At 31.1% G+C, this 12,643-nt stretch carries 16 protein-coding genes; 2 read left to right on the top strand and 14 right to left on the bottom strand.

The features are described from left to right. The coding region (locus LLF98_RS05115) for a transposase (protein ID WP_291700109.1) at nucleotides 1–247 on the top strand (247 nt) is incomplete at its 5' end. 61 nt (nucleotides 248–308) lie between these two features. On the opposite strand, the gene LLF98_RS05110 is transcribed toward LLF98_RS05115, so the two are convergent. From LLF98_RS05110 to LLF98_RS05045, 14 genes are all read right to left on the bottom strand, one after another. Continuing rightward, nucleotides 309–680 (bottom strand): four-helix bundle copper-binding protein, encoded by a 372-nt coding sequence (locus LLF98_RS05110; RefSeq protein WP_291701515.1) that lies wholly within the window; start codon nucleotides 678–680, stop codon nucleotides 309–311. Nucleotides 681–860: 180 nt separating this feature from the next. Further along, a complete protein-coding gene (locus LLF98_RS05105; RefSeq protein ID WP_291701513.1) occupies nucleotides 861–2,261 on the bottom strand; it encodes an NADH-quinone oxidoreductase subunit N in 1,401 nt (466 codons plus the stop codon). 2 nt (nucleotides 2,262–2,263) lie between these two features. Beyond that, nucleotides 2,264–3,787, bottom strand: coding sequence for an NADH-quinone oxidoreductase subunit M (locus tag LLF98_RS05100; RefSeq protein ID WP_291701511.1), 1,524 nt, complete (start codon nucleotides 3,785–3,787; stop codon nucleotides 2,264–2,266). Then, on the bottom strand, nucleotides 3,788–5,641 hold the full coding sequence (gene nuoL, locus LLF98_RS05095) for an NADH-quinone oxidoreductase subunit L (protein ID WP_291701508.1): 1,854 nt from the start codon (nucleotides 5,639–5,641) through the stop codon (nucleotides 3,788–3,790). Nucleotides 5,642–5,649: 8 nt separating this feature from the next. Next, on the bottom strand, nucleotides 5,650–5,958 hold the full coding sequence (nuoK, locus tag LLF98_RS05090; protein ID WP_291701506.1) for an NADH-quinone oxidoreductase subunit NuoK: 309 nt from the start codon (nucleotides 5,956–5,958) through the stop codon (nucleotides 5,650–5,652). After that, nucleotides 5,959–6,450, bottom strand: a complete 492-nt coding sequence (locus LLF98_RS05085; protein WP_291701504.1) for an NADH-quinone oxidoreductase subunit J — start codon at nucleotides 6,448–6,450, stop codon at nucleotides 5,959–5,961. Beyond that, the gene (locus tag LLF98_RS05080; RefSeq protein ID WP_291701502.1) at nucleotides 6,447–6,836 is read right to left on the bottom strand and encodes an NADH-quinone oxidoreductase subunit I; all 390 of its coding nucleotides are present in this window, start codon (nucleotides 6,834–6,836) and stop codon (nucleotides 6,447–6,449) included. The genes LLF98_RS05085 and LLF98_RS05080 overlap by 4 nt, the downstream gene beginning before the upstream one ends. 12 nt (nucleotides 6,837–6,848) lie before the next feature. After that, a complete protein-coding gene (nuoH, locus tag LLF98_RS05075) occupies nucleotides 6,849–7,883 on the bottom strand; it encodes an NADH-quinone oxidoreductase subunit NuoH (protein ID WP_291701500.1) in 1,035 nt (344 codons plus the stop codon). 14 nt (nucleotides 7,884–7,897) lie between these two features. Then, entirely contained in the window at nucleotides 7,898–9,010 is a 1,113-nt protein-coding gene (locus tag LLF98_RS05070) for an NADH-quinone oxidoreductase subunit D (protein WP_291701498.1), read from the bottom strand. A gap of 18 nt (nucleotides 9,011–9,028) precedes the next feature. Then, a complete protein-coding gene (locus LLF98_RS05065; RefSeq protein WP_291701496.1) occupies nucleotides 9,029–9,466 on the bottom strand; it encodes an NADH-quinone oxidoreductase subunit C in 438 nt (145 codons plus the stop codon). After that, a complete protein-coding gene (locus LLF98_RS05060; RefSeq protein WP_291701517.1) occupies nucleotides 9,459–9,962 on the bottom strand; it encodes an NADH-quinone oxidoreductase subunit B in 504 nt (167 codons plus the stop codon). Before LLF98_RS05060 ends, LLF98_RS05065 begins: the two co-directional genes overlap by 8 nt. Beyond that, nucleotides 9,959–10,315, bottom strand: coding sequence for an NADH-quinone oxidoreductase subunit A (locus LLF98_RS05055; RefSeq protein ID WP_291701494.1), 357 nt, complete (start codon nucleotides 10,313–10,315; stop codon nucleotides 9,959–9,961). Before LLF98_RS05055 ends, LLF98_RS05060 begins: the two co-directional genes overlap by 4 nt. 606 nt (nucleotides 10,316–10,921) lie before the next feature. Further along, nucleotides 10,922–11,092 (bottom strand): SHOCT domain-containing protein, encoded by a 171-nt coding sequence (locus LLF98_RS05050; RefSeq protein WP_291701492.1) that lies wholly within the window; start codon nucleotides 11,090–11,092, stop codon nucleotides 10,922–10,924. Nucleotides 11,093–11,190: 98 nt separating this feature from the next. Further along, nucleotides 11,191–11,406 (bottom strand): aspartyl-phosphate phosphatase Spo0E family protein, encoded by a 216-nt coding sequence (locus LLF98_RS05045; protein WP_291701490.1) that lies wholly within the window; start codon nucleotides 11,404–11,406, stop codon nucleotides 11,191–11,193. A 563-nt stretch (nucleotides 11,407–11,969) separates the two neighbouring features. Between LLF98_RS05045 and LLF98_RS05040 the strand changes: the two genes are divergently transcribed. Beyond that, nucleotides 11,970–12,422 (top strand): spore coat protein, encoded by a 453-nt coding sequence (locus tag LLF98_RS05040; protein WP_291701488.1) that lies wholly within the window; start codon nucleotides 11,970–11,972, stop codon nucleotides 12,420–12,422. Nucleotides 12,423–12,643: the final 221 nt, after the last annotated feature.

Here is a 12,643-nt window from a genome sequence, read left to right as displayed (position 1 = left end):
TCATCATGCAAAATTGATACAACCGTTTTTAAATAAAGTTAAAGATAGGCTTGAACTAATGTTTTTACCACCATATAGCCCGGAAATGAATTTAATAGAGGGGTTATGGGGATGGTTGAAATCTTCTATTATTAACAATGTATTTTATCATTCTTTACCACAAGTTAGAAATTCAATTGAAAAGTTTATAAGAAACATAAATATGGTTCCTACTCAGACAATAGACAGGCTATGCATCCGAATGTAGAAACCAATTTGCAACATATATACTCAAATATATATTATTTATATTGGATTATTATAATGTCCTACATATTCATCATATTTCTACATTCATTAGCACATTCACGACATACATAAGCACATTTTTGGCAATGTTCTTCAGTAAACATACTACATTCGGTTGCACACTTATCACATATTGTAGCACATGTATTACAAATATCTTTCATGTTTTCGCTGCTTCTTGACATAAAGCAAACTGAAGAAGCGCAAATCTCGGAACAATCTTGAAGTGTTTTTATACAATTCATTCTTGACTTAACATCGTCTTCATGCAGGCATAAATTTAAACATTCTTGGCATATTTGCAGACATTTAGTGCAAGAATCAATGCAAGATTGCATTGGATTTCCTTCTAATATTAATGAATCTACTTGTTTAATCATTGTTGATTGCATAATTAATTCCTCCTAAATAATAATTTCATTATTTTAAATATCCTTGATTATTATTTGTAAACTGGCAATTATTATGCTAATAATAAATACATTATTTTTATTTTTTTGATTCTAAATTTACATCAACTCCTACTAAACCTTGAAGAGAGATTAATGTTTTTACCTTAAGCTAAGTCACAATCAAAAAAATGCTTTTGAAACCTCTAAAACTACATTTATTACTTGGTTAGGATATATTCCAAGAACAACAAGTACTATCATGGATATAGTTAGTGCTGATTTTGTACCTACAGAAACCGGAATTGATTCAAGTTTCTCAGGACTTTCGCCAAAATACATAACCTTAACAACTTTAAGATAGTAGTAAACTGATATAACGCTCATACCAATACTCAAAAATGCTAACCATAATTGTCCATTTTCTATTATAGATAAAAACAAATAAAACTTACCTATAAATCCTGCTAAAGGTGGAATTCCGGCTAAAGAAAGTAGAGATATAAGCATAACAGCTGCTAAAAATGGTGATCTTTTAGCTAAATAAGCATAATCTTTAATTTCGTCGCTGCCTGTCGCTTTTGAAACTGCAATCACAACACCAAAGGCTCCAACATTTGCAAATAAGTATACCAAGCTATAAAGTAAAATTGCTGCAACACCAAGACTTGAATTTGCAATAATCCCAAGTAGAAAATATCCAGCATGACCAACACTTGAATATGCTAATATTCTTTTAATGTTAGTCTGAGGAATGGCAACTAGATTTCCTAGTATTAATGTCAAAACAGATAAAACTACGATTAATTCAATCCAATAACTAGAAATAGATGACATTCCATTAATAAAAAGTCTTAAAAATACTGCTAAACCTGCAGTTTTTGATGCTACTGCTAAAAATACTGTAATTGAAGTAGGTGCTCCTTCATAAATATCTGGAGCCCACATATGAAAAGGAACAATAGCAATTTTAAAACCAAAACCTGCAATTAAAAATATCATGCCTAGTATTTCTAATGGAGCAACGCTTCCTGCTCCTAATACTTCTGCTATTTCCTTGATAACTGTAGTTTGCGTTATGCCATATATTAAACTTAATCCGTATAAGAAAATTGCTGACGACATTGCACCTAAAATAATGTACTTTAAACTTGCCTCTTTTGATTTTTCATCACCTTTATAAGCAATTAGAACACAAAAAGATATAGTCATTAATTCTAATCCTATATATATTGTAATGAGTTCTCCTGATGATACCATAACCATCATACCCAAAAGTGCTGAGACAATTAGGGCGTAAAACTCTCCTTGCTTAGAAACTAAATGATCTTTAGAAATTAATACTGTTAAAATCGCAGCTATTAAAAAAAGCTGTTTAAAAAATGTACTAAAAGAATCATTAATATAAGCTCCATCAAACAAAGTTTGCAGCTGACCTCCATTAAAAAAAGAAATTACTAAAATTATCAAAAGGCATATGCTTGTAAATAACCACAACTTTTCTTTAAACTTTGGAAGCGATAAACCTGCTACCAGAAGTATAAGACATAAAGCTGCAGTTAAAAGTTCAACTATATAACTCATAATTAAAATCCTCCCATTATCATTCCTATGTCTGATATCTTACCCATTAGCGACATTGCTCCACTATGAATAAGATCAATTAGTGGTGATGGGAATAAACCGAAAAATATTAATACACCTGCAAGCATCACTATAGGTATCAGTTCCACTCCTTTTGCATCCTGCAAGTGATCCCATTCTTTTTTTCTTGGACCAAAGAAAGTATCTTGAATCACCTTCAATATATAAGCAGCTGTAATAACAATTCCTAGAATAGCTAATATTGAGATTGCTTTAAAAGGTATTATTGAAAATAGTTTTCTTGATTCATCATGAGATCCTAAAAATATTAGAAACTCAGCCACAAAATTACTTAGTCCTGGTAACCCTAATGATGCAAAACCAGCAATTATAAAACCAATAGCTACTCTTGGCATTTGATGCACTAAACCTCCAAATTTAGCAATCTCTCTTGTATGAGCCTGGTTATAAATATTTCCTATTAAAGTAAAGAATAATGCGGTCATAATTCCATGAGCAAACATCTGAGCTACAGCTCCATCTATTCCTTCAAAATTTAATGACGCAATTCCGAGTAGAACATATCCCATATGACTTACACTAGAATAACCAATTACAAATTTTAAATCCTTTTGAGCCATAGCCACCATAGCACCATATACTACATTAGCTATTGATAGCACTGCAATTAAAGGAACCCAGTATTTTGCTCCTTCTGGAAAGAGAAATACTCCAGCTCGGATAATTCCATAACCACCTAATTTCATCAAAACTCCAGCATGAAGCATACTTACGGCTGTAGGTGCAGCCACGTGCCCATCTGGAGACCAGGTATGAAAAGGCCACATAGGGACTAATATACCAAAGCCTATTAGCATTAGGAAAAAAGCAAATTGTTGAAAACTTGAACTATATTGAATAGTACTTAGTGTTTGTATGTCAAAACTTCTTATCCCTAAATTACTAGCATATACAAAGGTTGCAATAATTCCAATTAGAATAAATGCACTTCCTACTAATAAATATAAAGTAAGTTTCATTGCAGCATAATCTTTTCTAGTACTTCCCCAAACCCCAATTAATATATACATTGGAATAACGGCTATTTCAAAGAATAAATAGAAGAAAAATAAATCTCTTGAAATAAATACTCCAAAAACACCTGCAACTAGTAAAAGTAAGAATATGAAAAATTCTTTTATTCTTTTTTCCATTTTCCATGATGCAAAGACACCTGCAAAAATAACGATAGCAGTAAGCAATACTAAAGGTATGCTTAAGCCATCTGCCCCTACAGAATAATTAATTCCGAGGGCAGGTATCCAAGAATAGGTTTCTTGAAATTGAAGTCCGCCTATTGCCTTATTGTAAGTTACAAAAGCTATAATCGAAAGCAACAATGAAATAAATGTGACAATTGCTGCTGTAACTTTTATTTCCTTTTCCTTAGTAGCTGGAAACAAAAGTATTATGATAATACCCAAAATAGGTGCTAATAATATTGACGTTAATATCGGAAACTGCATCTATACCCCTCCTAAAATCGGTGCTGCGAGCCAAAGAATTATTAAAGCAATTGCAATGAAAAAAATTAGAGCATAATTTTGCACTCGTCCTGAATGAGTAAGCCTAAGTTTAGCTCCAATTCTCCATATCAAAGAAGTAATATTGTCAAAAATTCCATCTACTATGTTACGGTCACACCAATTAAATAAGTGCGAAATATTTAAAACTACTTTTTCATATATCCATTGATAAAGTTCATTTAAATAATATTGATTAAAAAGAAATTGATGTATTGGTCTAAACTTCATACTTAGAGCTTCACTTGATATTACTTTTTTACCATAGATAAGCCATCCGAGTAGTATTCCTCCAGATGATGCTGCTACTGATTCACCCATAACCATTAAATTTGCTTCTGGAATTTGAGGTGTTTGAAAATATATAAAGGAAGCAAAAGTTTCGTTTATAAAACCATAAAATACTGAGAAAACCGATAATATGATTAATGGAACAGTCATGCTCCAAGATGTTTTATAGATAGAATGTTTTTCTCTTTCCTCTCCGAAGAAAACTATAAAAACTAAACGAGCCATATAAAATGCTGTTAAAAACGCTGTAATTAAACCTAAGTAATATAAAAATATATAACCATGCTCATAAGTTACAGTTAAAATTTCATCTTTACTAAAGAAGCCTGATAGAGGTGGAACCCCAGCTAATGATAAAGATGCAATAATAAAAGTTAAGCTTACAAGCTTCATCTTTTTAATTAAGCCGCCCATCTTAAAAATATCTTGCACACCAATAGCATGTATAATGCTACCAGCACCTAAGAATAGTAAAGCTTTAAAGAATGCATGGCTTGTAAGATGAAACATTCCGGAAGTAAATCCACCAACTCCCATTGCCATAACCATATACCCTAACTGGCTCATGGTTGAAAAAGCTAATATTCTTTTTAAATCCCTTTGTACTAAAGCAATAGTACCAGCCATAAATGCTGTTATGCCTCCAATGTACGCAATTACCAAACTTACTTCATGTAATGAAGAAAACAATATATACCCACGTGCTAGAAGATATACACCTGCTGCTACCATTGTTGCAGCATGAATTAGGGCACTTACTGGTGTTGGCCCTTCCATAGCATCTGGAAGCCAAACATGAAGTGGAAATTGAGCTGATTTTGCTACTGGTCCTGCAAAAATCAATAATGCTATAATAGTTAAATAAACAACATCTTGATAAGCTTGAATATTAACAGCAAGTTCTCTAAAGTTAAAAGTTCCAAAAGCCATGAAAAGACAAAGCATTCCGACTAAAAAACCAAAATCTCCAACTCGGTTCGCAATAAACGCTTTCTTATTAGCTTTTACTGCTGAAGGTCTTTCATAGTAGAAACCAATTAAAAGATAAGAGCATAACCCTACTAATTCCCAGAAAAAGAACATTTGAAAATAGTTATTAGAGATTATGAGTCCTAACATTGAACTGCTAAATAGAGATAAATTCGCAAAAAATCTAGAAAAACCTTCTTCACCTTTCATATATCCCAAAGAATATATTTCAACCAATAACCCTATAAAAGTCACAATTACAAGCATAATTGCTGTAAGTGGATCAATCAGCACTCCAGCTTCAATCTTAATGGGAACTGATAGCCAGGAAACAGCATATTCAACTGGTTGATTAATACTGACTTTTGAAGTAATAACCTCATAAAAAACACCTAAAGAAAATATAAAAGATACAAACATTCCTGCTATTGCAATTAAAGAACTAGTACGTTTAAAACTTTTTGTTATAAACGCAATAATTAAAAATGTAATTGCGGGAAATATGGGAATCATCCACGCTAAATCTATAAATCTCATCATACCACCTACCATTTTAAAATATTGAAATCTTCTACATTAGATGTAGTATGACTGCGATAAATATTTAAGATAATAGCTAGCCCTACAGCAATTTCAGCTGCTGCAACTACAATAACAAATATAGCAAAAAGGTGTCCTGTAACCTTTTCTGGTGCTAAAAATCTATTAAAAGCTACTAAATTAATATTGACTGCATTCATCATGATTTCCACTGACATTAACACACTAATAACATTTCTTTTTGTAAGAGCTCCGTAAAGACCAATGCAAAACAAAGCAGCTGCGAGTATTAAATAACCTTCTAAACCAACCATTTAATTTTTCACTCCTTTTGCTAAAATAATAGCGCCTACCAAGGCTATTAATAATAGTAATGCAGAAACTTCAAAGGGAATCATATAATTTCCGAAAAATCCATCTGCAATAGCACTAATGGTATTTTCTATATTTAAATTCTTATAAGTAAAGTTACTACTTAAAATTAAACGTGTAATAATCCCAAAGAATCCTAAACAAAATGCTAAACCTGTCCATCTTAATTTATTAAAGGGATTACTATTTTTCATATCACTTTTGCGAGAAAGCATTATTGCAAACACAATTAAGATTGAAATGGCTCCAGCATAAATTAAAATCTGTGCCAAAGCTAAGAAATCAGCTTGTAGCAAAATGAAAATAACCGCGATACCTATAAAGGTTAAAATCATTGATAAAGCACTATGGATAATATTTTTTGAATGAACTACACCTATAGCAAAAGCTACAATTAAAAATGCTATAGGCCAAAATACAAAAGCTGATATCATAGCAATTCCTCCTTATTAAATAGGGTTAACTTTGTTTCAGCCCTACTATAAGCACTTAGTTCAAAATCTGAAGTAACCTGAAGCGCCTTACTTGGGCAGCTTTCAACGCATAGACCACAAAAAAGACAATATTCTAATTCCATTTCATACTTAGTTAATTGCTTTTTATTATTTTCATCTTTATAACTTTCTACATTAATAACTCTATTGGGGCAGCTCAAAGCGCAAATGCTGCATGAAATACATTTTTCTGAATCCAGTTTAAAAGAACAACGAGAACGAATAGGAAGCTTTGGATGTTCTTCTGGATACTGCTGAGTAATATTTTTTTCAAATAAATGCCCAAGAGTTACTCTAAGACCATTTATTAATCCTTTACCAAACATTAAATTCACCTCTTAACTAACTAATTGAAATATTTTAATCCCTATTCCTGTAAATAAAATATTAATTAATGAAATAGGAATAAGATATTTCCAATTTAAAGACATCATATGATCTAACCTAGATCTAGGAAAAGTCCATCGAACTAACATTAGTATCAATACTATTACATAAGTTTTCAAGATAAACCAAATCCAAGAAGGCAAAATAGGTCCACTTGCCCCACCTAAGAATAAAGTGGCTGTAAGTGCTGAAATTGCAAACATATTTGTATACTCAGCAAGATAAAAAAGTGCATATCTCATTCCGCTATATTCTGTAAATGGGCCAGCTACTATTTCTTGCTCTCCTTCAGCTAAGTCAAAAGGAGCTCTATTTAACTCTGCTGTTGCGGCAATAAGATAAATAATAAATGCAACAGGTTGTAAAAAAATGAACCACACTTTATTTTGAGCTGTAATAATTTCTCCTAAGTTTAAAGAACCACTTATCATAACTACTCCAAGAAGAGAAAAAATCATAGGTATCTCATAACTTATCATTTGAGCAACTACTCTCATTCCACCTAAAAGAGAGTACTTATTATTAGATCCCCAGCCTGCCATTAATATAGGTATTGAGGAGACTCCAGATATAGCTAAAAAATAAAGCAACCCCAAATTTAAATTTACAGCAACCATATTTTTTCCAAAAGGTAACACAGCATAAATTAATAAAGCAGGAACCATAACTAACAATGATGCCATTACAAAAACTAATTTATCTGTTTTTTCTGGAATAATATCTTCTTTACCTAGAAGTTTAACAACGTCAGCTACACTTTGAAATATTCCTTCTGGCCCAAATCTATTAGGCCCTGGACGCTGTTGAAGATAACCACAAAATTTTCTTTCTAAATAAATCAAGAACATAGCATTTAATAAAACAAAAGCTACAATCCCAATAAAATAAACCAAACTCATAATAATACTTACCAAAATATTTGGTGTTCCTAATGCTAAAGTTAAGCCTTTAATCCAATTAGATATATTTATAAATATATTCTCCATTACTACCTCCTAAGTTATCGGTCAATCTCGCCTAATATAGGATCAAGTGATGCGAGTATTGCAACAGCATCCTGAATAGTACTTCCCTTAGCCATTTCAGGAAAGGCACCTATATTAACAAAAGATGGTCCATGAATATGAATTCTATAAGGTTTATCTGATCCATCACTTACCAAATAATAACCTAAAGCACCTTTAGAACCTTCAATTTGATGATAAATATCTCCTTTTGGCGGTTTTATAAGCCTTGGAACTTTAGCTAAAACTGGTCCATCTTCAATTTGTTCTAATGCTTGTTTGATTATTTTTATGCTCTCTTCCATTTCTCCAATACGCATTATCCATCTTTCGTAGCAATCGCCTTCTTTTCCAACAATTACTTTAAAGTTAAAACGATCATAAATGCCATATGGTGCATCACGCCTTAAATCCAAGTCAATACCAGAAGCTCTAAGGTTTGGGCCCGTTATACCGTAAGCTAAAGCTTTTTCTCCACTAATTACTCCAACACCTTTAGTTCTAGCTTGAAATATTTCATTGCCAGTAATGATACGCTGATACTCTATGAAGCTTTTATCCATATCGTTAAGGAAGCTTCTCAAACTAGAAATGAATTCCTCAGGCAGATCATAACTCACTCCACCGATACGCATATAATTTGTTGTCATTCTAGAACCACAAACCATTTCAAATAAATCAAGAACTTTTTCTCTATCTCTAAAAAAATACATCCAAGGTGTATGTCCATTTAAATCAAGAGCCATACTTCCTAAAAAAACTTGGTGACTTGCTATTCTTTGAAGTTCAGCCATTATTATACGAATGTATTCTGCTCTTTCTGGCACTTCAATCCCCATAAGCTTCTCTATCGTTTGAACATAGCCTAATTCATTTAACATTCCAGATAAGTAATCTAATCTATCAGTATAAGGTATAAATTGAGTATACGTTCTGGATTCAGCTAACTTTTCCATACCTCTATGCAGATAGCCAATTACATTTTCAACATTAATAATATGCTCCCCATCCAATGTAAAAATTGCTCTATATACACCGTGAGTGCTGGGATGCTGAGGTCCAAAATTCAAGGTCATTTCTTCAGTATGCAAATCTTTGTTATGTTCCATTATCAAACTATCTCCCTCCTACCTTCGCTTTTCAACCTTAAAATCTTTTCTAAGTGGATGTCCTACAAAATCATCTGGACACAATATCCTTTTTAAATCAGGATGACCAATAAAATTAATTCCAAATAAATCATAAACCTCTCTTTCTTGAACATTTGCTGCAAACCAATATTTAGTCAATGAAGGAATTTCAAGTTTTTCATCAAGTTTTACTTTGATTCTAATTAATTCATGGGTTATTAATGACATAAAGTGATAAACACAGCTTAAGCTATCTTCTTCAATAGCTGTTAAATCAACTAAAGAAACAAAACCATATTTTTTAACCTTTTTTATAACTTCTAAAAAAATATTTACTTTTATATTAATGGCAATTTGTCTATTTTCTATAATTTCAATATCTTGTATATATTCTGCTTTTAATTCTGAAACCAAATTTTCACTAGTTTTACTCATTTCTGCCCACCTCTTTCGGATGAATAATTTTTTCTTTTAATGTTAAAAGTCCATGAATTAATGCTTCTGGGCGTGGAGGACATCCTGGAATATAAACATCTACTGGTAAAAATGTATCTGCGCCTGGAACAACATTATACGAATCTACAAAAGGTCCCCCACTAGTAGCACAGCTCCCCATAGCAATTACCCATTTAGGTTCTGGCATTTGATCATAAATCTTTTTAACTACAGGTGCCATTTTCTCGGTAACTGTACCTGCAACAATCATTAAATCTGCTTGCCTTGGTGAAGCACGGAAAACTTCATATCCAAAACGTGCAATGTCATAACGAGCACCTCCTGCTGCCATCATTTCAATAGCACAACATGCCAAGCCAAAGGTTAAAGGCCAAAAAGAATGAGCACGACAGAAATTTAAAGCATCATCTAGCTTGGTTAAAATAATATTTTTTTCTATTTGTTCTTGAATATCTTTATCTTGTTTAAAATTTATTTCCACTCTAATGCCCCCTCTTTCCACGCATACCATAAGCCAACAATTAAAATTCCTACAAAAATAACCATTTCAAAAAGTGCGAATAATCCTAATGATTTAAATTTTACTGCCCATGGTAATAAAAATACTGTTTCAACATCAAAGAGCAGAAATACTAAGCCATACATAAAGTAACTGACCTTAAATCTAATCCAAGTTGGCCCAGTCGTTTCAACACCACACTCATAAGTTGATAACTTTTCTTTATTAGGCTTCTTAGGCCTTACAAAGGATGCTGTTAATAAAACAACCATTCCAAAGATGAATGATGCTATAAGAAAAATTCCAATAATCAAATAATCCTGTATCATTTTTATCTCCTTTCAAAACAAAATGTTTTATTTATACTCTCCACGCTGGAAGTATGTCATAAAAAAACTATTAAGCTATTAATGGTTTTCTATTTGATCATATATTACCAAATTCTTATGAAGTTATTATGTAGAAAATTTATAGGAAAACTTTTTTAAAGTTTAATCTCGAACCATATAAAAGTTATAAGATAAAAAATTTATGAGAAGTAATAAGGATATGAGCTTTCAACACATGGGTTGATTAATTTCTTAAGTTTAAAGGTATTCAAGTAGGCCAATTAATAATTGATTCATTTTTTAAAATTAATTTAAATAATAACTATTGAAATAAAGCCTCTAATTATCGCAACAAGTAAAAAGTCATGCAAAAGAAGAATTACTCCTTTTACATGACTAACATTTTGTTATCTATAATTTAATTTACTATTTATCCGATAGCTAGCATCCGTAACACTCCCACTTTATATGAAACTCCTCCTCCTAAAGTCGGGTGAGTAAGCGATTCACACTAAATCATAGATTTAGGTTCTCTGCTTAAGTGGGAGATAACGGCTGCACGCTCCTGGACTAGGTGCCCCTTGTGGGTATAAGTTCAACTAAGATTCACTTGATTCTATAATATTCCTCTTCACTTATTTCTCCACGAGCTAATCTTTCATTTAATATATTTAAAGAATTGTCTTTAACTCTGCAAACTTGAAGGTTATTATTTTCTTCTTTCTTGTAAATTAAATATATAGCACCTGCAATTAAAATTATAGGTATAATCATCATTTTATCCACCTCCAATTATTATATATCCATTATATCTAACTATTTTTTCATTTTCGTGTCAGTATCTATTCATTTACTTTAATTTTGTTATCATTAGATTAAGCTCCAGAACCAGTCATCTCCATCATTGTTGCTCTATAATTAGATGATGATTTAACATCACTATTTTTAGTATGTATATATTGATTTATTAGCTTGTCTAGTCTTACACTAAGTGTTAATAATTCCTTATCTCCTGTAATTATTGTTTTAGTTGCTATTAGCATATTCAATTTATCTCTAGTATCTTCAATTTGTTTATTTATATCGATCAATTGCAACACCCTTAATCATTTTACCAAGTTCTTATGTAGATTTTATGAAGACAATCTATTTCTAAATAAATATATGAATTTTCTACTAACTTTCTAATTTAACAACACTCTCCAAAATTTATTTACAGCTTAAAAATTTTTCACGGCTACTATGAATATGTGATTTAAACTCAAAATTTTCATTAAAATTGACAAGCTTTTTAACTCAATATCTTCTTAGCCCGCATTTTTGGCAAATAAGTTATTAATTGCACTTCGTGCTTTTTTTATATGTGAAAAGTTCCGTATTGTGGCATAGCCACTCTTTTTATATGTGCATATTCTTCAGAATAAATATGCACCTTTATAAAGAGTGCGATAGCACAATTAGGAACTTATACGAGAATATTTATGGTAGAAAATATTATAATATTTTCGTTTTAATACTATTACTACTTCTGAATCAGTTCCTACTAAAACTATAGATTTTAATACTTCTTCTACCCTTACGCCACAATTAAACTTAATTTATATACATAATGTAAGTATTTTTTGTCTAAAATATACTTTGAGGTGATATTAATATGCAAATACAACTTAGTCAAAAAGAAAAAATGTTTTTGGAAGATGGAAAGCTTCAAGAGGAAGTTTGTATTGAAAAATACAAAAATTATTCTCATCAAGCTGAAGGTGCACAGTTGAAGCAACTTTTTAATAAACTCGCTGGTGAAGAACAACATCACTACGATATTATTAATGAAATGCTTCAAGGGCAACAACCAAATCTAAGTCACAAGCAGCAACCGTTGACTCAAAGTAATACCAAAGATTCTGTAAATAATCAACATGACAAAATGCTTTGTAGTGACTTATTATCTACAGAAAAATATGTTTCAGGTACTTATGATATTGACGTTTTTGAATCTGCTAATCCTATAGTTAGGCAGGCAATGCAACATATTCAACAAGATGAACAAAAACATGGTCAAGAACTTTTTAATTACATGAATAGTCATGGAATGTATAATGTAAAATAAATTTTTATAAAAAAGATAAGTTCTCTAAAAAATATTGAACTTATCTTTTTTATAAAATTAATATAAGGGTGATTTTATGAATATATATAAATTCTAATAAAGAAACTTCATAGACTTAATATTAAAATAATATTATTTTTTAATATGCACAAAATATATTAAGAATTATTTTGTGAGGTAATTAGTTTATGAATAATAAAGTTTTCACCCAAGAATCAATA

This window comes from Clostridium sp. (genome assembly GCF_021372645.1).
In the GTDB taxonomy this organism is placed as follows: domain Bacteria; phylum Bacillota; class Clostridia; order Clostridiales; family Clostridiaceae; genus Clostridium.
This window is presented reverse-complemented; position numbering and strand designations above follow the sequence as displayed.

Bases quoted from the DNA above. Each gene is read 5' to 3' on its own strand.
- nuoL (WP_291701508.1), bottom strand. From the start codon at position 5,641: ATGAGATTTATAGATTTAGCGTGGATGATTCCCATATTTCCCGCAATT.
- LLF98_RS05105 (WP_291701513.1), bottom strand. From the start codon at position 2,261: ATGAGTTATATAGTTGAACTTTTAACTGCAGCTTTATGTCTTATACTT.
- nuoK (WP_291701506.1), bottom strand. From the start codon at position 5,958: ATGGTTGGTTTAGAAGGTTATTTAATACTCGCAGCTGCTTTGTTTTGC.
- LLF98_RS05080 (WP_291701502.1), bottom strand. From the start codon at position 6,836: ATGTTTGGTAAAGGATTAATAAATGGTCTTAGAGTAACTCTTGGGCAT.
- LLF98_RS05110 (WP_291701515.1), bottom strand. From the start codon at position 680: ATGCAATCAACAATGATTAAACAAGTAGATTCATTAATATTAGAAGGA.
- LLF98_RS05085 (WP_291701504.1), bottom strand. From the start codon at position 6,450: ATGATATCAGCTTTTGTATTTTGGCCTATAGCATTTTTAATTGTAGCT.
- LLF98_RS05040 (WP_291701488.1), top strand. From the start codon at position 11,970: ATGCAAATACAACTTAGTCAAAAAGAAAAAATGTTTTTGGAAGATGGA.
- LLF98_RS05070 (WP_291701498.1), bottom strand. From the start codon at position 9,010: ATGGAACATAACAAAGATTTGCATACTGAAGAAATGACCTTGAATTTT.
- LLF98_RS05050 (WP_291701492.1), bottom strand. From the start codon at position 11,092: ATGATGATTATACCTATAATTTTAATTGCAGGTGCTATATATTTAATT.
- LLF98_RS05065 (WP_291701496.1), bottom strand. From the start codon at position 9,466: ATGAGTAAAACTAGTGAAAATTTGGTTTCAGAATTAAAAGCAGAATAT.
- LLF98_RS05100 (WP_291701511.1), bottom strand. From the start codon at position 3,787: ATGCAGTTTCCGATATTAACGTCAATATTATTAGCACCTATTTTGGGT.
- LLF98_RS05055 (WP_291701494.1), bottom strand. From the start codon at position 10,315: ATGATACAGGATTATTTGATTATTGGAATTTTTCTTATAGCATCATTC.
- nuoH (WP_291701500.1), bottom strand. From the start codon at position 7,883: ATGGAGAATATATTTATAAATATATCTAATTGGATTAAAGGCTTAACT.